The following is an 18,635-nucleotide window of genomic DNA, read 5'->3' on the forward strand; positions in this document are numbered from 1 at the left end:
CTTACTCAAGAACCAACATGATCAGTTTTCTCCCAAATCAAAGTCTTACGAAATAATGACATCTTAAATACTATAAATGGTATTACAATAAACCAATGTGCAAGATAAATTGTGGCTCCAAGTATATTAATAAAATTAGGGGAAGGCAATCTTGGACCTTCACTATTTCGAGAACATCCTTTCCAATAGGCTAGACTAGAAATACCAAAAGCAACTATAGATAAAGGCCAGTATAAGGGCATTTTAAATAAAATAATTGATACAGTAAAATCTATAAATGACACAACTGGCAAGACATATTGTAATAAGAAAAAACAAGCTAAATCTAATTTTTTAAAATTTGATAAGCGCTTTGAAATCAATAAAGGCCAATAATCAAAAAACCTTTGCAAGCCTCCTTCAGCCCATCTTTTTCTTTGTCGAAATAAAGCCGACAATGATTCCACTGCTTCCTCTTGAATTGGTGGATCCCACATAATTACTATTGGCGATCGGGTTAATAAAAACCGGAAACTTAAATCTAAATCATCAGTGATAGTTTGTTCATTAAATCCTCCACAAGATTCAAGAGCTTTTCTATTAATCAATTGACCATTTCCTCTTAACTCCGATACACCACCACAAGCAAGTCTCCCTCTTTGAATAACAGCATCCATTGCCATTTCCATTGCTTGATACGCAGCAATTGGATTCAAGTCACAATTTACAACTGATTTTCTTAACTGCACACCAGACCATCCACCATCCAAAGCAAGTGCTATTGCTCTAAGTAAAATATTGCTCTGTAATTGTGCATCAGCATCAAGAATAAATAACCATTCTCCATCCGTTTTATTCAATACAGAATTGAGAGCTCCTGATTTACCACCACCACTCATAAATGGACGACTTAAGACGTTAATTCTAGAGAAGCTTGTACGTAATTTTTCTAATAAATCAGATGTTCGATCTTGACTTCCATCATCAATTATCCATAGAGAAAGCTTCTCCTCTGGGTATTCAATTGATAAAAGTCTTGAAATTAATCTCTCTATTACATTTTCTTCATCACGTGCTGCCACCAGCACATCAACTTTGGGAAGAGTTTCTAAAAATTTTTCATCCTTAATTAGGTAATCTTTTTGTAATTGATAATTTTCCCTGCGATCTCTTAAAACAACTCTTAACCCATACCCACCCAATAAGACTGCCAAGGTAATTGAAGGGAATAAATTCTTGCTAGGCTCCACCAGATGAGGAGTAACACCTGCCAAAGCACAGCAAATCAAAAACAATATTGATTTAATGCGTCGGTTTTCTCCACTGATTTTGGCTAAAGCCATGGAGTAGTCCTTTTATCAACTAGTCACTCTAAGAGGCTTTCATCACTAAGGCAAAAATCCATATTTAGTTTTTGGATAATAATGAGAAAGAATTTGTTTGGTAGTCCATCCATTTTTTGCCAATTCTATAGCCCCAGACTGAGACATTCCTGCTCCATGGCCAAAGCCTCCACCAGAAAAAAGCCATTTACCTTCTTTAATTTCTTTAACAACAAATAATGTGCTCGGTAATTGTCTAAGAACACGTCGTATTTCATCAAGTTTAAGGAAAATTTCTGAACCACTCTTTCCTTCAATTTTCAAAGAAGTAACTCTCCCACTACTTCCTCTCTTATCAACCTTGATTTTACTTGGATAAAAGGAACTGCTAACTTTTTTAGCTTGATTGAACTGTTTAGATATCTGAGAGGACTCTAGCGTTCTTTCCCATCTGAAAAGTGGATGATCAGAACCAAAAGCCTCAGACTTTGAAAATAAAAAAGATTTCAAATATTTTTCATTTGTTAGAGGTAAATCAACCAGACGTGTCCAACGTGTTGGCCCATCCAAGCGCATTTGCAGATAAGGAACTTGATTGATTGACCAAGCTTCATCGACTGAGGCCATTACTCCACCATTTGTAGCGTGATAAACGGTATTTATTGGCTTTTTATTCCAGGTCAAAATTTTACCAGCAGTTTTTTTTATGGCCGTTTTAATTTTTTGATTGGCTTTAGATGGATCCTTGTAAACCTGACATTGGGTATCACTGCAAAGATTGTATCCATCAACTTTGAATCTATGACTATTAGCCACAGCCCAAGTTCTAGCTAAAACAGCCTGCGCTGCTAAAGCTGCTGCTGGAGAGTTTGCTCCAATTTCATAAGGAACTACTCCATTTAAATATCTCTCAATAGGGACATGCTCAACTAAAGTCCAACTTCCATATGCATCTGGCTGTATGGAAAAAGGACCCAAGTATATTCCCTTCTCCCAGCGCAACCCATCAGGGGCTCGCAAAGAAATAGGCCCTTTGAGAACAATCTTTCCATTATTTCCATCTAGATAAGGAAAAACAGTGTTTGAAACTTTTATTTTTTGATAGATCGACTTAATTGATGGTGGAATTTTGATGTGAGCCGAAACCCAAACCTCCCAATCAAACGGATGAGCAATAGTTGATTCAATACCTTTATCTTTTAAATCATTTGCCAATCTTTCAGCAGACTCGAAACTTGCAAAGGGACCAATTGTCTGACGAACAAATACTTTTGGTTTTAGCAATTTTTCTGCTCGCCAACCAATATTAATTTCTTTAGCCTTTCGAATGATTCCATCAGCATCTTTCAAAATCAAATTTCTGCCATTACTTAAAAGTCTCAAAGATGGCGAATTATTATTACCAATGATCTCCTTTCCTAAATATGGCTTGATCCCAACAAGCAGTACATTTTTTTCTAGGCTAATTAAAGGCGTATTAGGAAGTGCCTGATGAGTTGCAAAAACCTCAACTTTGCCAGGATTAGCTATACAAACTTGATTTGAATCATATCCGCCAATCAAGAGAAGCAAACCACAAATCAAGAAACGTTTTTGAACCGGTAAATAACTTTTAATCACAACAAAAATCTCCTTTCAGCAAGAATTTAATAATTTTGGGTTGGCTTAAGTGAACTTAAGGACGTATTCTTATAATCTAACTATGCTTTATCAATGCCAAAGCTCAAGACCCGCAAAGCTGCTGCAAAGCGGTTCAAAGCAACAGGCACTGGCAAGTTCATGAGACGTCGTGCATTTCACAATCACTTACTCGACCACAAGAGTCCTAAATTAAAAAGGCACCTTAAAACAAAAGCAGTCGTAGATGAACGTGATGCAGAAAACGTAAGCCTCATGCTTCCCTATGCATAAGACTTCTTAAAAACGTTTATTAATTCAATTTCTTGATTTCTGATTATTAATTATGGCACGCGTTAAAAGAGGTAATGTTGCTAGAAAACGTAGAAACAAAATCCTTCGTCTAGCCAAAGGATTTAGAGGCGGAAATGGAACTCTTTTCCGAACGGCAAATCAAAGAGTAATGAAAGCACTTTGTAATGCATATAGGGACAGAAGAAGAAGAAAGCGCGATTTCAGAAGGCTTTGGATTGCAAGAATCAATGCAGCAGCTAGATTAAATGGCTTAAGTTATAGCAAGTTTATGGGTAGCTTAAAAAAAGCTGATGTAATAATAAACAGAAAAATGTTGGCTCAATTAGCTGTTACTGATCCTAAAACATTCTCAAATATTGCAGTTAATTCAAAAAGTTAAATATGCTTGAACCTTTTTTCATTATTAAACTTATAAATGATTAATTAAGATAAAAGAATACAGAAGAAATTCCAAAAATTAAGAATATGATGATTAGGAATAATTAGCATATGCTCAACAAATTAGTATTTTAGCTTTAGACGATGATTGTTAATCTTCCTCAAACTTATTTAATAGGACTATGTCTGCTTTTAGTAATTATCGCTATTTTAGTAGGAAAACAACTGTATAAAGTAAGAAAAGATGAGATGAAGCTAATAAAATTAGAGAAAGAAGATTCAAATACAAAAGAAGATTCAGCTAAAATGTATGAATTAGCATCTGTTCAATTAAAGAAAAGATTATATCCTCAAGCCACATCAACTTTAAAACAAGCCTTAAAGAAACTAGATGGAGAACCACAAGAAGCTAAAGCACTAATAGAGAATGCATTAGGCTTTGCACTCGCTGCTCAAAATGACTTTAAATCAGCAGTGATTCATTACAAAAAAGCATTAACTGCAAAATCTGAATATCCAGTTGCACTAAATAATCTCGGTTTTGCTTATCAACGACTACTAAAAGAAGATGAAGCTTATAAAAACTATCAAGAGGTTTTAAAGCTAGATCCTAATAACAAAACTGCAATATCTCAAATTAAAAGACTTGAACGTATAATTGGAAAAGATAAAGATCAATTATTGAATAAAAAAGGTTTCTAAATAAATCTTAATTCATCATATTTTTACCAATGAAAAAAACAAATCAATTTCTCAAAATAGGAAATAAAGAATTCAAAAGTCGGCTTCTTGTTGGAACTGGTAAATACTCATCCTTAGAAGTCATGAAACAAAGCTTGGTAAATACAAAATGTGAAATAGTTACTGTCGCAGTTAGAAGAATTCAAGGACTAGAGCATGGACATAAAGGATTAATGGAGTCAATAGACTGGAAAAGTATATGGATGCTCCCAAACACTGCAGGATGCTCAAATGCTGAAGAAGCTATACGAATAGCACGACTAGGCAGAGAGTTAACCAAGTTAGCTGGTCAAGAGAATAATAATTTTGTCAAATTAGAGGTCATTCCTGACAAAAAATATTTATTACCCGACCCAATTGGAACTTTAAAAGCCGCAGAACAACTAGTTAAAGAAGGATTTACTGTCATGCCATATATAAATTCTGATCCATTAATTGCTAAACAACTTGAAGAAATTGGATGTGCAACTGTTATGCCTCTTGGTTCTCCCATTGGATCTGCTCAAGGCATAAAAAATGCAGCAAACATTGCCATAATTATCGAAGAATCTCGAATTCCAATAATTATTGATGCAGGCATTGGAGTTCCCAGTGAAGCAGCTCAAGCATTGGAAATGGGCGCAGATGGAGTTCTAATAAATAGTGCTATTGCTTTGGCTAAAAACCCCGCTTTAATGGCTGAAGCCTTTTCTAAGGCCACTGAAGCTGGTAGAGATGCTTATCTATCTGGAAGGCTCGAAGAGCAACTGCTTGCCCACCCTAGCTCTCCATTAGATGGAGTTATTTCAAATAATTAGAGGAATTCGTTAAAAATTAGTAACGTAATAGGCTAATAAACAAAAAATCATGGCAGTCACTAAAGAAAGTCAAGGCAGGCTTAACGTTTTTGCAGATGAACCAAGAATTGAAATACTTACAAAAGAAAGCAGTGGCAACAAAGGTTCTTGGCTTTTTACCCTTGCTGGAGTTATCCTTGTAATTGGGCTTATCGCATATTCTTTAACAATCAAGTGAAACCCTTGTAGTAGCTTGAATAATATGAGCATTTGCTCTGTCTTTTGGAGTTTAGAGTGAAAGTTTTCGTTCTTGGTGGTGACGGCTTCTGCGGATGGCCTTGTGCAGCAAATCTTGCTGACAAAGGTCATGATGTATTCATCGTGGATAATCTCAGTCGTCGAAAAATCGATATAGACCTTGAAGTTGAATCCTTAACTCCCATTACCAGTATTGGAGAAAGGATTAAAGCTTGGTCTGAGATAGGTGGAAGACCTATTCAATTTATTCATTTAGACCTTGCCTCTGAATATCAAAAACTATTAGATCTGTTAATCGAGGAACAGCCTGATTCAATAATTCATTTTGCTGAACAGCGTGCTGCTCCATATTCAATGAAAAGCAGTGCAACAAAGAGATATACGGTTGATAACAATGTCAATGGAACTCATAATCTCCTGGCCGCAATTGTTGAATCTCAATTAGATATTCACATTGTTCATCTTGGAACAATGGGGGTTTATGGATATGGGTCTCATAGAGGTGCGACCATTCCAGAAGGTTACTTAAAGGTGGAAGTGCCTCAACCGGATGGCAGTCGTTTTGAAGAAGAAATCCTTCATCCAGCAAGTCCTGGAAGCGTTTATCACATGACAAAGACGCTTGATCAATTGCTCTTTCTTTACTACAACAAAAACGACCAGATAAGAATCACTGATCTTCATCAAGGAATTGTATGGGGAACAAATACTGATGTCACAAGCCGTGATCCAAGACTGACTAATCGATTTGACTATGATGGTGATTACGGAACAGTATTAAATCGATTTTTAATGCAGGCTGCTATTGGATATCCACTAACAGTTCATGGTACTGGTGGTCAAACGAGAGCTTTTATTCATATTCAAGATTCAGTAAAATGTGTTCAACTGGCACTGGAAAACCCTCCAGAAAAAGGTGAAAGGGTAAAAATTTTCAACCAAATGACTGAAAGTCACCAAGTCGGAGAATTAGCTAAAAAAGTAGCCTCTCTCACTGGAGCAAAAATTAATTATCTTCCAAACCCAAGAAACGAAGCAGTAGAAAATGATCTAATAGTAGATAATCGATGTTTTATTGAACTTGGATTAGATCCCACAACTCTCGATAATGGACTTTTAGAAGAAGTTGTTAATGTCGCAAAAAAATTCTCCAATAGATGTGATTTAAACCGAATACCTTGTGTATCTGCATGGACATCAACCCAAGCAAAAGCAATCAATAAAACCTAAACCTAACTAGTACAAAATCTTGAAAATACACGCTCAGTGAAAATAGCTTTCTTTACAGAAACTTTCCTACCCAAAGTCGATGGGATAGTCACTCGTCTAACTAAAACAATTCAGAATTTAGTTGAATCAGGCGATGACGTTACTGTTTTTTGTCCAGAAGGCTGTCCATCAAGCTATCTGGGTGCAAAAGTTATAGGTGTCCCAGCGATGCCATTACCCTTATATCCAGAACTCAAATTAGGGCTGCCTGGTCCAGGCGTTTCAGATGAATTAGAAAAGTTTAAACCTGATCTAATACATGTAGTTAATCCTGCTGTACTTGGATTAGGTGGTATTTGGCTAGCTAAAACGAACAATATTCCCCTTATAGCCAGTTACCACACTCACTTACCTAAGTATCTAGAACACTATGGAATGGGGATGTTAGAGCCTCTTTTATGGGAGTTGTTAAAAGCTGCTCATAATCAAGCAACTCTTAATCTATGTACTTCCACTGCAATGGTGCAAGAACTTTCAGAAAAAGGAATTCAAAATACCGCCTTATGGCAAAGAGGAGTTGATACAGATATTTTCAAGCCAGAACTAAGAGACGAACAAATGAGAAAGCGTCTTTTAGGAAAATATAGCGATAAAGGCTCTTTATTGATTTACGTTGGAAGACTCTCAGCAGAAAAACAAATTGAAAGAATTAAACCTGTACTTGAAGCACTGCCAAACACTCGACTAGCTCTTGTTGGAGATGGTCCATATAGACAACAATTAGAAAAAATTTTTCAAGGAACCTCAACTACCTTTGTGGGATATTTAAGTGGAAATGAATTAGCAAGTGCTTATGCCTCTGGTGATGCTTTCCTTTTTCCCTCAAGTACAGAAACTTTGGGATTAGTTCTTTTAGAAGCAATGGCTGCTGGATGCCCAGTCGTAGGAGCAAATAAAGGTGGAATACCAGATATCATTTCAGATGGAGAAAATGGATGTTTGTACAATCCTGATGGAGAAAATGATGGGGCTTTAAGTTTAATTCAAGCTACAAAAAAATTATTGGGCAACGAAGTAGAACGCATAGCGATGAGAAAAGCTGCTCGTTCAGAAGCTGAGAGATGGGGGTGGGCAGGTGCTACAAAACAATTAAAAAGTTATTACGAAGAAGTTCTAGACAAAAAACAAAATGTTGCTGCTTAGTTTTTATGCCGCATGAGGCGGCGGAGTTGGGGAATCAAATGATTGCAAAGGTAATACCAAAGTTGCCCATCGAGAAAGTTTGGCTGGCCTTTGTTTCTTAGGCTGACGAACCCCAAATGGGACTCTAACTACATTAGTTCCAGCAACTTGTAAAAGTTCTCCTTTATTTAAAACAGATTCAAAGTAATTAGAAAAAGAAGGCAAGGATAAATCATCCTTTTTTTTCATTTGATCTAAAAGATCAAAAGATGTCTTTTTATTCATTTGGTCCCCATAGAATTTAAAGCTACAGCAAAGATTAATAGAAAAAATTGCAAAGCAGCCCAAAGAAAACCAATAATTTAGTTTTCGCTTGAAATTTAACTAATAAAACAAGTTTTAACCAGTCTTCAAATAGAATTAATATCTTCTAAATCTTCAACTGAAGGACAAGTACATATCAAATTCCTGTCTCCGTAAGCATTATTAATACGTGAAACTGATGGCCAAAATTTATATTTTTCTTGATCAGGCAATGGATAAGCTGCTTCTTTACGAGAATAAGGTCTATCCCAATCATCTGATGTAACTGTTTTTAAAGTATGTGGAGATTGTTTTAAAGGATTATTAATAGGATCAATCTTTCCTAATTTTATTTGTTCAATTTCTTCGCGAATTCCAATCATAGCCTCACAAAAACGATCTAATTCAGACAAACTTTCACTTTCTGTTGGTTCAACCATCAAAGTTCCAGCAACAGGCCAACTAATTGTTGGTGCATGAAATCCATAATCCATCAATCTCTTGGCAACATCCTCAACTTCTATGCCTACCTGACTCTTTAAAGGTCGTAAATCTAATATGCATTCATGAGCTACCAAGCCATTGGGATCTTTAAATAAAACGGGAAAATAAGGATCAAGTCGTTTTGCTAAATAATTAGCAGAGAGGATTGCGATTGAACTTGCCTTGCGTAAACCATCTTTCCCCATCATTCGAATGTACATCCAACTGATCGGCAATATTCCAGCACTGCCAAATGGAGCTGCAGAGACTGCCGAAATAGCCTTTTCGCCTCCACACTTAACAATTGAATGTCCAGGAAGATAAGGAACCAAATGGCTGGCAACAGCTATGGGGCCTACGCCTGGGCCTCCACCTCCATGAGGAATGGAAAAAGTTTTATGAAGATTCAAATGGCACACATCTATCCCATAAGATCCAGGCCTGCAAATACCTACTTGAGCATTCAGATTTGCACCATCCAAATAGACTTGACCGCCCTCTTGATGAATGACTTGGCAAATTTCACGAATATTCGGCTCAAATACTCCATGAGTTGAAGGATAGGTAACCATCAATGCAGCCAAATTCTTTGAATGAATCTTTGATTTATCTCTTAAATCTTCCAAATCAACATTGCCGTATTCATCACATTTGACAGAAACAACTTTAAAACCAGACATGACCGCGCTAGCTGGATTGGTACCGTGGGCACTTGTTGGAATCAAGCAAATATTTCTATGCCCTTCTCCAAGAGATTGATGCCACGAACGTATTACAAGCAAACCAGCAAATTCTCCTTGGGAACCTGCATTTGGCTGAAGGGAAACTCCCTGAAAACCAGTTAAAGCTGACAGCCAACTTTCAAGATCATTAATTATTTCATTGAATCCAGCTAATTGAACATTTGGAGTAAAGGGATGAATAGAGGAAAACTCGCTCCATTCAATAGGCAAAAGTTCCGCAGCTGCATTCAATTTCATAGTGCAGCTGCCAAGAGGAATCATTCCTTGAACTAAAGAAAAATCTTTCGAAACTAAAAAATTTATGTATCTCATTAAATCAGTCTCACTCTGATATTTGTTAAATACCAATTGTTCAAGCCAAGGTTGATCTCGAAGTGGGATTCCTGTTAGTGAATAATTTTCATCCAGAAAAGTAGAAAGATTATTAACTTTTTTTCCTTTCACTTTTGCAAGTATTTTATGTAATTTATCAATTTCTTCATCACAAGTTAATTCATCAAAAGTTACTCCAAAACCCTTGATATTTTGATTGTCTGAACCAATAGGGAGAACTCTCAGGTTGTATCCTTCCTTAGAAGCAACCTTAATTACTTCTTTTGCTTCTGGACAATAAATATCAAGACTATCAAAACCTGAATATTTTTCTAAAGGATAATTTAAATGCGTGATAATAGATTCAAAACATGATCTGTATTTAACAATCTTTTTAGCGATTTCTTTAAGACCATTTGGACCATGATGTACTGCATAAAAAGAAGAAAGAACAGCTAATAATACTTGAGCAGTGCAAATGTTACTTGTTGCTTTATCTCTTCGAATGTGTTGCTCTCTAGTCTGAAGGGCAAGCCTCAAAGCCTGATTACCTTCTACGTCAACTGATTGACCCACTATCCTTCCTGGTATTTGTCTTTTATATATTTCTTTAGTTGCAAAAAAAGCAGCATGTGGTCCACCAAAAGCAATAGGAACACCAAATCTTTGCGCACTTCCAACTACAATATCTGCCCCAAATTCTCCCATAGGTTTAATCAAAACTTGAGCTAAGGGATCAATTGCAATAGTGACAATTGCATCAAATTTGTGTGCCTGATCGATTATTGAGGTTGGATCCCAAATGCGACCATTTTTTCCGGGTAACTGAATAAGTATTCCGAAGACATGATTATCAATTTCAAAATTATTGTTATCAAAGATCTCAATTACAATTCCTAATGGTTCACATCGAGTTTTTAATACATCAAAAGTTTGAGGGAGAATTTCTTTATCTACTAAAAATTTATTAGCATTTTTATTTTTTCTAACAGCCAAACTTAAACTTATTGCCTCAGCTGCCGCAGTCGCTTCATCAAGTAAAGACGCATTTGATATGGGCAAACCTGTTAACTCACTGATTAAAGTCTGAAAATTAAATAAGGCTTCTAATCTGCCTTGAGATATTTCTGCTTGATAAGGAGTATAAGCTGTGTACCAATTGGGATTTTCTAGAACATTTCTTTGTACAACTGGTGGTATCTGAGTCGAATGATAACCCAGCCCAATCAGCGAACGATTTTCAATATTTTTCTTTGAGATTATTTTGATTTCTTTTAAGGCTTGATTTTGATCACATCCATCAGGTATAGATGCAACAAAATTTTCAGAATCAAAAATTTCATTAGGAATTACAGAAGATATGAATTCTTCCGAAGTGTCAAAACCAAGATGTTTAAGCATTAAAGCTTCATCTTCGTTAGTTGGACCTATATGGCGAGACTTAAAAGTTAAATCCTTTAATTCTGCTTTTGACATGAGCTTGTTCTCAAGCACAAGCAAATTAAATTATTGTAAGGAAGGCTAGTGTAGAGAAAAATTTCCAAATTTGTTGTAAGAAAAAATTATTCAGTTAAATTTTATGCAGCAATTTTCTTGGAATAAGTTTCAGAATCCATAAGCTCTTGTAATTGATCGGGGTTATCAGGACGAATTATTAATAACCACCCCTCGCCATGAGGATCATTTTGAAGTTCCTCTGGGCTGGCCAAAATAGAATTGTTTCTATGGACAATTTCTCCACTAACTGGAGCATACATATCCTCAACAGCCTTTACTGATTCTACTGAGCCAAAGCTCTCTCCTTTGACTATGGCAGTCCCCTCTTCTGGTAGATCAACAAAAACGATATCTCCTAACTGATCTACCGCAAATTCACTAATGCCAATTCGAACTAAAGCATCATCAGCAAACGCATATTCATGACTGTCAGCAAAACGAAAATGATCTGGGAAGGAAAAAGCCATTGCGTCAAAACGAAAAAACGCTTAACCATTCTGGGGCAATTTGATCAATCCTGCCTGAAATAAATTAGATAATGCATGAATTAAAGCAATTTTGACATGAGAGCGATGGGATCCTCCTTGAATAAATAGATCAAATGGAGACTTCATGGGGGCATCAGCTGAAAATTCACTAGTACTACCATCAACGAAAGTTCCTCCAGCCATTACCAAGTTATTTTCATACCCTGGCATTTGTGCAGGTACTGGATCGAGAAAAGATCCAATAGGTGATTTCTCCTGAAAAGACCTACAAATAATTTGTAAAATTTCTGGGTCGCCTATTCTTACTACTTGAATCAAATCAGTTCTAATAGAACCTGGGGTTGGCAACACTTGAAAGCCCAATTCGCTGAACGTTTTGGAAATAATTTCAGCACCAATCAAGGCCTCTGCAACCATTTGAGGCGCCAGAAAAAGTCCTTGTAAAATAGTTCTATTCAAATCAAAAGTAATACCACCCTCAGATCCAATGCCTGGCGCAGTCAAGCGACAACATGCTTTGTCAACTAAACCAGCTTTTCCCGCAATATATCCACCAGTTGGAACGATAGTTCCACCTAAATTTTTTATTAAAGAACCTGCAATCAAATCTGCACCTACTGACGTTGGTTCCTTAGTTTCGACGAATTCTCCATAGCAATTATCAACAAAACAAATACAATTAGGTTGAATCTTATGACATAAATAACAAATCTCTTGAATAACATCAATACTCAAAGATGGACGCCATGTATAACCACAACTACGTTGTATAAAAATTAATTTCCTAGGTATATTTAAAGCTTTTTCTAAAGCTATAAAATCTATATTTCCATCATTTTTTAAAGATACTTCTTCATAATTAATACCAAAATCAATCAAAGATCCTTGACCATTACCCCTTAATCCAATAACTTCTTCAAGAGATTCATAGGGCTTTCCAGTAACAGATAATAAATTATCCCCTGGTCTTAAGACTCCAAATAAAGATGATGTAATAGCATGCGTTCCACTTACAATTTGAAGCCTGACTGCTGCTTTTTCTGCTTCTAAAACATCTGCAAAAATTTTATCAATTACATCTCTCCCTAAATCCCCATGACCATATCCTGTTAAAGAGGAAAAATGTTGTACATTAAGATGAGAATCAGAAAAAGCTTTTAATACTTTTTCTAATTTATATGTTATACTATCAGTCTTTTCTTTAATAGTTAAACCTAATTTTTTTTCTATCTTATCAACAAAATTTTTTGCAGGATTTATGAACATATTAGTTTTTAATTAAGTATAAATAAGTTTCATAAGATTAATCAGAAAAAATAATTTCTAATTTTTCTTGATCTTTAAGTAATAAACCTCTTTGGCGAAGATTTTCCAAAAAGTCATCTGCACCTTGCAAATTGTTTGTATTTAACAATTTATTTGTTGCGTGCAAATCTAACAATTCACCATCAAGTTCCTCTGCTGTGTAATCTTTTAACCCAGCCATAACCGCTTCAAATCTGTCTCTTCGTTGTTTTTTACTTACGGGATAGGCTGACATGACTTGTTCTCTACAAATTCTCCATGACCTCCCTTTACATAAATAATCAGCCAAAGCAGCACTGAGAACAGGTGCCTCAGATTCCTCGATAAACCAATCAAAGGAGGCAGGTAAAGAAGCTAAACCAACAAAAATCTCAAAAAAGTCACCCGCAGAAAGTGGATGATTGTCATTTCCTTCAACAGCAATAGCTGATTCTTGAAGTGATCTATGTAACTCAGGATGAACGCTCAGTATTTGACTTTCTATATTTTCTAACCCACGAGAAAGAACTTGATTGACTTTCCCTAAAGCAAAAAATACTTCAGGACTTGGAGATACAAGTTTTCCATTTCGTAGATTTGAGATTTGAGAGCTATGAACTCTACCTAGATCCAAACATTCTGCCAAAGCAGGAAGAACTTTATGAGACCAGCCATTGCGCTCATGCCATACATGCACTAGATGAGCCATCGCCCTTCTACCTGCAGTCAGTTGGTCTCGAAAACTAGAGGTCACAAATCACATTCAAGATTAACAGATAGGCCTGATAAGGATCCTTATCGTATATTATATACATCATGTAAACGGATCACTAATGGTTTCAAGTTTAATCGAGGCTTCGGCTCCATTAAAAAAACCAGTTGCTGCCGATAAAGCTATGGCTGCATCGAAGAAGCTCCAAGGGCATGTACCAAGACGGATTCATAACCAAAGGAAAAGAAAAAGATGGGGAACAGTTATATTCATGCTAACAATACATGCTCTGACTATATATACATTGCAAGCTCAATTTTGGAGCTGGATAGCATTTTCTGGATTTATTTTCCTGTATTGGGTAACTGCTTGCTTGGGAGTAACCACAGGATATCATCGCCTTCTTTCACATCGATCTTTTCAAGTTCCAAAATGGCTGGAAAGATTTTTTGCAACTTGTGGAGCATTAAGTTGCCAACATGGACCAATAGATTGGGTTGGTCTTCATAGGCATCATCATACTTTTTCCGATACTGAAGCTGATCATCATGACAGCAACAAAGGATTTTGGTGGAGTCACATGGGATGGATGTTTGAAGACGTACCTGCCATGAAAGCAGTTCCAAGACTGTCTGGAGATCTAATCAAAGATCCTTACTATCGCTTCTTAAATAAAAATTTTTTACTTTTGCAAATACCTTTAGGTGCAACTCTTTATTTAATTGGCCAATCAGCTGGTGTTGGAGGATGGGCAATGGTTCTATGGGGGATTCCTCTAAGACTGGTTTTTGTTTATCACATAACTTGGCTAGTTAATTCAGCAACTCATTGTTGGGGTACAACTGCATATGAGAGTGGGGATAATTCAAAAAATAATAAATGGGTAGCTGCACTTACATTTGGTGAGGGGTGGCACAATAATCATCACGCTTTCCCTAATTCAGCTAAGCATGGCCTTCAACGAAAACAAATAGATTTAACTTGGCAACACATACGTTTTTTAAAAGCAATTGGGCTAGCAAAAAAAATTAGACTCCCTATCGCATCGTAATATTATCAACAAGATTAAAAGTATTAACTCATTTTCGATCCATGGCTAAGAGAGTTCAAGTTGTTCTAAATGAAGACATAAAAAGTCTCGGCAATGATGGTGATCTTGTTGAGGTCGCTCCTGGTTTTGCAAGAAACTTTTTATTACCCAACAAAAAAGCATTACCAGTAACTCCCACTGTTTTAAAACAAGTGGAACACAGAAGAGCAAAACAAGCAGAAAAAGAAGCTGCTAAAAAGCAAGAAGCCATTGACTTCCAAACAGCTCTTACAACAATTGGAAGATTTACTGTCAAAAAGCAAGTAGGCGAAGATGGAGTCTTATTTGGAACAGTGACAAATGGTGATGTAGCAGAAGCTGTGAAAGAGGCTACTAAAAAAGATATAGATCGTAGAGACATCTCTGTCCCTGAGATACATGGTGTTGGCAAATATAAAGTGCAAATCAAGCTTCACAACGAGGTAAATGCTGAGATAAACCTTGAAGTTGCAAGTTACTAATAGTTGCAAATTTGTCTGAACAAGCCAAAGTAGGAGTCCTTGTCCAACAAGTAGTAAATGATAAGTACCCCCTCTGCAAATAACGGGGATTTTTCAAAACAAACTAGAGATTTTGGAGCTTTTAATACTTCCAAGATTGAGAAACCTCGTTTTGAAGCTCAACCTGACCAAATACCACCACAAAACCTGGAGGCAGAAGAATCTGTTCTTGGTGGAATTTTATTGGATCCTGATGCAATAGGAAGAATAGCTGATTTACTACAAGCTGAAGCTTTTTACATTTCTGCTCATCGAGAAATTTATAGAACTGCATTAATGCTTCATAGCCAAGGCAAGCCCACAGATTTAACAGCGATGAGTGCTTGGCTAGCCGATACAAATTCTTTAGAAAAAGTTGGAGGCAATAATCGATTAGTTGAACTAGTTGAGAGGGTTACATCTACAGCTTCAATCGAACAAGTTGCTAAATTAATCAGCGATAAATTTTTGCGCAGACAATTAATTAAATCTGGAAATGATGTGATCAAATTAGGCTTTGATCAAAGCCTTCCAATGGAAGAAGCCATAGATCAAGCTGAACAAAAGATCTTTGCTATTAGTCAAGAGCAACCATCCAAAGGTTTAACACCTACTGCAGAAATTCTGACAAGTACTTTCAATGAAATAGAAAGTAGATCACTTGGTACATCAGTGGCAGGCATACCAGTTAATTTTTACGATCTGGATGCAATGACACAAGGACTTCAGAGGAGCGATCTAATAATTGTTGCAGGAAGACCAGCAATGGGAAAAACTTCAATTGTTCTTAATTTAGCTAAAAACGTAGCGCAACTTCATGACTTACCTGTTTGTGTATTCAGTCTTGAGATGAGTAAAGAACAACTAACTTACAGACTGCTATCAAGCGAGGTAGGCATTGAAAGCAGTCGATTAAGAACAGGACGTTTGCAACAAGATGAATGGCCATTACTCGGTCAAGGTATTAATACACTTGGTCAATTACCAATATTCATTGACGACAAACCAAATTCAAGTGTTCTTGAGATGAGGTCCTTATGTCGTCGCCTAATTGCTGAACAAGGCAAAGAGCTGGGACTAATTGTGATTGATTATCTACAACTAATGGAAGGTACTTCACCCGATAATCGAGTTCAAGAAATCTCAAGGATTACTAGAGGTCTTAAGGGTATGGCAAGAGAACTTAAAGTCCCAGTAATCGCTTTATCTCAATTAAGTAGAGGAGTTGAATCAAGAACCAATAAAAGACCAATGCTTAGCGATCTGCGTGAATCTGGCTCAATAGAACAGGATGCGGACTTGGTTCTAATGATTTATAGGGATGAGTATTACAATCCAGAAACGACTGACAGAGGAATTACAGAAGTTATCGTGACAAAACACCGAAATGGACCGGTTGGAACAGTTAAATTACTTTTTGAACCCCAATTCACTAGATTTAGAAATCTTGCGGCTTAATTGTTCGAAAATTAAATTCCTATTGCTTAATTGATGGTTACTAAACAATCTTCAAATGAAAGTTTTGACGTAATTGTTGTAGGAGGTGGTCATGCAGGCTGCGAAGCTGCGCTGACTTCAGCAAGATTAGGATTAAATACAGCTTTATTTACACTCAATTTAGATCGAATCGCATGGCAACCATGTAACCCAGCAGTAGGGGGACCAGCTAAAAGTCAATTAGTTCATGAAGTTGATGCACTAGGAGGGATCATCGGGAAATTAGCCGATTTAACAGCTCTTCAAAAAAGGGTCCTTAACGCAAGCAGAGGGCCTGCAGTACGAGCATTGAGAGCACAAACAGATAAGCGGTTATATGCACATGAAATGCTAAAAATCCTTCAAAACACCCCAAATTTAAAGATTAGAGAGGCAATGGTTACTGGGCTAGAAATTGAACATTATCCCAATCAGATTGAAAAAAAAACACCAGAAATTCAAGAGAGAATTGGATTTATAAAAGGAATTAAAACCTATTTTGGAAGCGTTTTTCATGCAAAGGCAGTTGTACTTACAACAGGAACCTTTTTAGGAGGCAGAATTTGGATTGGCAATCAATCTATGAGTGCAGGTCGAGCAGGAGAGCAGGCCTCTGAAGGGTTAACTGAAGAATTACAAAAGTTAGGCTTTACTACTGATCGTTTAAAAACAGGAACCCCTGCACGCGTCGATAGACGAACAATTGATCTTGACTCCCTAGATGAGCAATTGAGCGATGCTTCAGATAAATTCTTTTCTTTTGATCCTCTTTCATGGAAAAGTGGGGAACAAATGAGTTGTCATATAACGCGAACAACAAAAGCAACTCACCAACTTATTAAAAATAATCTTCATTTAACTCCTATTTATGGAGGTTTTATTGATAGTAAAGGTCCAAGATATTGCCCATCAATTGAAGATAAAATTGTACGTTTTGCTGACAAAGATTCACACCAGATTTTCTTGGAACCCGAAGGTAGAGATACTCCAGAAATGTATGTGCAAGGTTTCTCAACTGGACTGCCCGAAAACTTACAGTTAGAACTGCTAAGAACTCTTCCAGGCTTGCAAAAATGCGTAATGCTTCGACCTGCTTATGCAGTTGAATATGACTACATACCAGCCACACAATTAGAAGCAACACTAGAAACAAAAAGAATAAGTGGTTTGTTTAGTGCAGGGCAACTAAATGGAACAACAGGATATGAAGAAGCTGCAGCACAAGGTTTAGTAGCAGGTTTAAATGCTGCAAGATTAGTAAACAATCAAGAAGGAATTATTTTTGAAAGAGAGAGTAGTTATATTGGAACTATGATTGATGATTTAGTCACAAAAGATTTAAAAGAACCATATAGGGTATTAACTAGTAGAAGTGAGTATCGATTAATTTTAAGAAGTGACAATGCTGATAGGCGTTTAACTCCCCTCGGTTACAAATTAGGATTAATTGATGAAAGAAGGTGGAAAATTTTTAATACTAAGCAACAATTAATCGATCAAGAAAAAACAAGGTTAGAAAAAGAGCGCATTAAAGAAAGTGATCAATGTGCAAAAAAAATATATTCCTCTACTGGAACAGCTATTAAAGGTTCAATAACACTGGCCAATTTCCTCAGAAGAACAAATATTCACTATAAAGACCTAATTAATTATAATTTAGCAACTAAGGATATTCCTTTAGATGTTGAAGAAGGAGTTGAAATAGATATTAAATATACCGGTTATTTAGAAAGACAAAAAGCTCAAATAAATCAATTAAAACAGCAAAGTAAAAAGTTATTACCAAAAAATTTAAATTACAATGATATAGAAACACTATCTAAAGAAGCGAGAGAAAAATTAACAATTTCTCAGCCCAAAAGTCTTGGACATGCTGCTCAACTTCCCGGTGTAAGCAAAGCAGACCTCACTGCACTTCTTGTATGGTTAAAAATAGAGCAAATGAAAAAAGCTGAAAGAAAAGATCCACTACAAATAACAAGCTGATAACA

Annotated in this window: 18 protein-coding genes; 11 read left to right on the plus strand and 7 right to left on the minus strand. The window is 36.3% G+C overall.

What is annotated here, in order from left to right; genetic code table 11:
* Window positions 1-5: 5 nt before the first annotated feature.
* Together O5633_RS07965 and O5633_RS07970 are read right to left on the minus strand one after the other, a co-directional pair.
* On the minus strand, window positions 6-1,322 hold the full coding sequence (locus tag O5633_RS07965; protein WP_269609098.1) for a glycosyltransferase: 1,317 nt from the start codon (window positions 1,320-1,322) through the stop codon (window positions 6-8).
* A 45-nt stretch (window positions 1,323-1,367) separates the two neighbouring features.
* Complete coding sequence (locus O5633_RS07970) at window positions 1,368-2,921, minus strand: SpoIID/LytB domain-containing protein (RefSeq protein ID WP_269609099.1); 1,554 nt, start codon at window positions 2,919-2,921, stop codon at window positions 1,368-1,370.
* 93 nt (window positions 2,922-3,014) lie between these two features.
* Between O5633_RS07970 and rpmI the strand changes: the two genes are divergently transcribed.
* The 7 genes from rpmI (at window position 3,015) to O5633_RS08005 (ending at window position 7,798) form a co-directional block, all read left to right on the plus strand.
* Window positions 3,015-3,212, plus strand: coding sequence for a 50S ribosomal protein L35 (gene rpmI / locus O5633_RS07975; RefSeq protein ID WP_038654742.1), 198 nt, complete (start codon window positions 3,015-3,017; stop codon window positions 3,210-3,212).
* A 52-nt stretch (window positions 3,213-3,264) separates the two neighbouring features.
* Window positions 3,265-3,612, plus strand: coding sequence for a 50S ribosomal protein L20 (gene rplT / locus O5633_RS07980; RefSeq protein ID WP_269609101.1), 348 nt, complete (start codon window positions 3,265-3,267; stop codon window positions 3,610-3,612).
* A 143-nt stretch (window positions 3,613-3,755) separates the two neighbouring features.
* On the plus strand, window positions 3,756-4,313 hold the full coding sequence (locus O5633_RS07985) for a tetratricopeptide repeat protein (protein ID WP_269609102.1): 558 nt from the start codon (window positions 3,756-3,758) through the stop codon (window positions 4,311-4,313).
* Between the two features lie 29 nt (window positions 4,314-4,342).
* Window positions 4,343-5,149, plus strand: coding sequence for a thiazole synthase (locus O5633_RS07990; protein ID WP_269609103.1), 807 nt, complete (start codon window positions 4,343-4,345; stop codon window positions 5,147-5,149).
* 49 nt (window positions 5,150-5,198) lie between these two features.
* Window positions 5,199-5,366, plus strand: a complete 168-nt coding sequence (locus O5633_RS07995; RefSeq protein ID WP_269609104.1) for a high light inducible protein — start codon at window positions 5,199-5,201, stop codon at window positions 5,364-5,366.
* A gap of 56 nt (window positions 5,367-5,422) precedes the next feature.
* On the plus strand, window positions 5,423-6,616 hold the full coding sequence (locus O5633_RS08000) for an NAD-dependent epimerase/dehydratase family protein (protein ID WP_269609105.1): 1,194 nt from the start codon (window positions 5,423-5,425) through the stop codon (window positions 6,614-6,616).
* A 36-nt stretch (window positions 6,617-6,652) separates the two neighbouring features.
* The gene (locus O5633_RS08005) at window positions 6,653-7,798 is read left to right on the plus strand and encodes a glycosyltransferase family 4 protein (RefSeq protein WP_269609106.1); all 1,146 of its coding nucleotides are present in this window, start codon (window positions 6,653-6,655) and stop codon (window positions 7,796-7,798) included.
* A 3-nt stretch (window positions 7,799-7,801) separates the two neighbouring features.
* Here O5633_RS08005 and O5633_RS08010 read toward each other — a convergent pair whose 3' ends face one another.
* The 5 genes from O5633_RS08010 to O5633_RS08030 all read right to left on the minus strand — a co-directional run bounded on the left by O5633_RS08010 (window position 7,802) and on the right by O5633_RS08030 (window position 13,641).
* Window positions 7,802-8,062: a hypothetical protein gene (locus O5633_RS08010; RefSeq protein ID WP_269609108.1), complete on the minus strand. Its 261-nt coding sequence runs from the start codon at window positions 8,060-8,062 to the stop codon at window positions 7,802-7,804.
* A 125-nt stretch (window positions 8,063-8,187) separates the two neighbouring features.
* Window positions 8,188-11,094, minus strand: a complete 2,907-nt coding sequence (gcvP, locus tag O5633_RS08015; RefSeq protein WP_269609109.1) for an aminomethyl-transferring glycine dehydrogenase — start codon at window positions 11,092-11,094, stop codon at window positions 8,188-8,190.
* Between the two features lie 101 nt (window positions 11,095-11,195).
* Window positions 11,196-11,582, minus strand: a complete 387-nt coding sequence (gene gcvH / locus O5633_RS08020) for a glycine cleavage system protein GcvH (RefSeq protein ID WP_269609111.1) — start codon at window positions 11,580-11,582, stop codon at window positions 11,196-11,198.
* Between the two features lie 21 nt (window positions 11,583-11,603).
* Window positions 11,604-12,869 (minus strand): aminotransferase class I/II-fold pyridoxal phosphate-dependent enzyme, encoded by a 1,266-nt coding sequence (locus O5633_RS08025; RefSeq protein WP_269609112.1) that lies wholly within the window; start codon window positions 12,867-12,869, stop codon window positions 11,604-11,606.
* 37 nt (window positions 12,870-12,906) lie between these two features.
* Window positions 12,907-13,641: a hypothetical protein gene (locus tag O5633_RS08030; RefSeq protein ID WP_269609114.1), complete on the minus strand. Its 735-nt coding sequence runs from the start codon at window positions 13,639-13,641 to the stop codon at window positions 12,907-12,909.
* Window positions 13,642-13,720: 79 nt separating this feature from the next.
* Here O5633_RS08030 and O5633_RS08035 point away from each other — a divergent pair, with 79 nt between their 5' ends.
* The 4 genes from O5633_RS08035 to mnmG are packed head-to-tail and all read left to right on the plus strand — an operon-like array spanning window position 13,721 to window position 18,630.
* The gene (locus tag O5633_RS08035) at window positions 13,721-14,650 is read left to right on the plus strand and encodes an acyl-CoA desaturase (protein WP_269609115.1); all 930 of its coding nucleotides are present in this window, start codon (window positions 13,721-13,723) and stop codon (window positions 14,648-14,650) included.
* A 41-nt stretch (window positions 14,651-14,691) separates the two neighbouring features.
* On the plus strand, window positions 14,692-15,150 hold the full coding sequence (gene rplI, locus O5633_RS08040; RefSeq protein WP_269609117.1) for a 50S ribosomal protein L9: 459 nt from the start codon (window positions 14,692-14,694) through the stop codon (window positions 15,148-15,150).
* A 57-nt stretch (window positions 15,151-15,207) separates the two neighbouring features.
* A complete protein-coding gene (gene dnaB, locus O5633_RS08045; protein ID WP_269609119.1) occupies window positions 15,208-16,626 on the plus strand; it encodes a replicative DNA helicase in 1,419 nt (472 codons plus the stop codon).
* Window positions 16,627-16,659: 33 nt separating this feature from the next.
* Window positions 16,660-18,630, plus strand: coding sequence for a tRNA uridine-5-carboxymethylaminomethyl(34) synthesis enzyme MnmG (gene mnmG / locus O5633_RS08050; protein ID WP_269609120.1), 1,971 nt, complete (start codon window positions 16,660-16,662; stop codon window positions 18,628-18,630).
* The last annotated feature ends 5 nt before the right edge of the window (window positions 18,631-18,635 follow it).

It is taken from the genome of Prochlorococcus marinus str. MIT 1013, assembly GCF_027359395.1.
GTDB classification, from domain to species: domain Bacteria; phylum Cyanobacteriota; class Cyanobacteriia; order PCC-6307; family Cyanobiaceae; genus Prochlorococcus_B; species Prochlorococcus_B marinus_E.

Bases quoted from the DNA above. Each gene is read 5' to 3' on its own strand.
- O5633_RS08035 (WP_269609115.1), top strand. From the start codon at position 13,721: ATGGTTTCAAGTTTAATCGAGGCTTCGGCTCCATTAAAAAAACCAGTT.
- dnaB (WP_269609119.1), top strand. From the start codon at position 15,208: ATGATAAGTACCCCCTCTGCAAATAACGGGGATTTTTCAAAACAAACT.
- O5633_RS08025 (WP_269609112.1), bottom strand. From the start codon at position 12,869: ATGTTCATAAATCCTGCAAAAAATTTTGTTGATAAGATAGAAAAAAAA.
- rplT (WP_269609101.1), top strand. From the start codon at position 3,265: ATGGCACGCGTTAAAAGAGGTAATGTTGCTAGAAAACGTAGAAACAAA.
- O5633_RS07965 (WP_269609098.1), bottom strand. From the start codon at position 1,322: ATGGCTTTAGCCAAAATCAGTGGAGAAAACCGACGCATTAAATCAATA.
- O5633_RS07995 (WP_269609104.1), top strand. From the start codon at position 5,199: ATGGCAGTCACTAAAGAAAGTCAAGGCAGGCTTAACGTTTTTGCAGAT.
- O5633_RS08010 (WP_269609108.1), bottom strand. From the start codon at position 8,062: ATGAATAAAAAGACATCTTTTGATCTTTTAGATCAAATGAAAAAAAAG.
- O5633_RS07985 (WP_269609102.1), top strand. From the start codon at position 3,756: ATGATTGTTAATCTTCCTCAAACTTATTTAATAGGACTATGTCTGCTT.
- mnmG (WP_269609120.1), top strand. From the start codon at position 16,660: ATGGTTACTAAACAATCTTCAAATGAAAGTTTTGACGTAATTGTTGTA.
- rpmI (WP_038654742.1), top strand. From the start codon at position 3,015: ATGCCAAAGCTCAAGACCCGCAAAGCTGCTGCAAAGCGGTTCAAAGCA.
- gcvP (WP_269609109.1), bottom strand. From the start codon at position 11,094: ATGTCAAAAGCAGAATTAAAGGATTTAACTTTTAAGTCTCGCCATATA.
- rplI (WP_269609117.1), top strand. From the start codon at position 14,692: ATGGCTAAGAGAGTTCAAGTTGTTCTAAATGAAGACATAAAAAGTCTC.
- O5633_RS07990 (WP_269609103.1), top strand. From the start codon at position 4,343: ATGAAAAAAACAAATCAATTTCTCAAAATAGGAAATAAAGAATTCAAA.
- gcvH (WP_269609111.1), bottom strand. From the start codon at position 11,582: ATGGCTTTTTCCTTCCCAGATCATTTTCGTTTTGCTGACAGTCATGAA.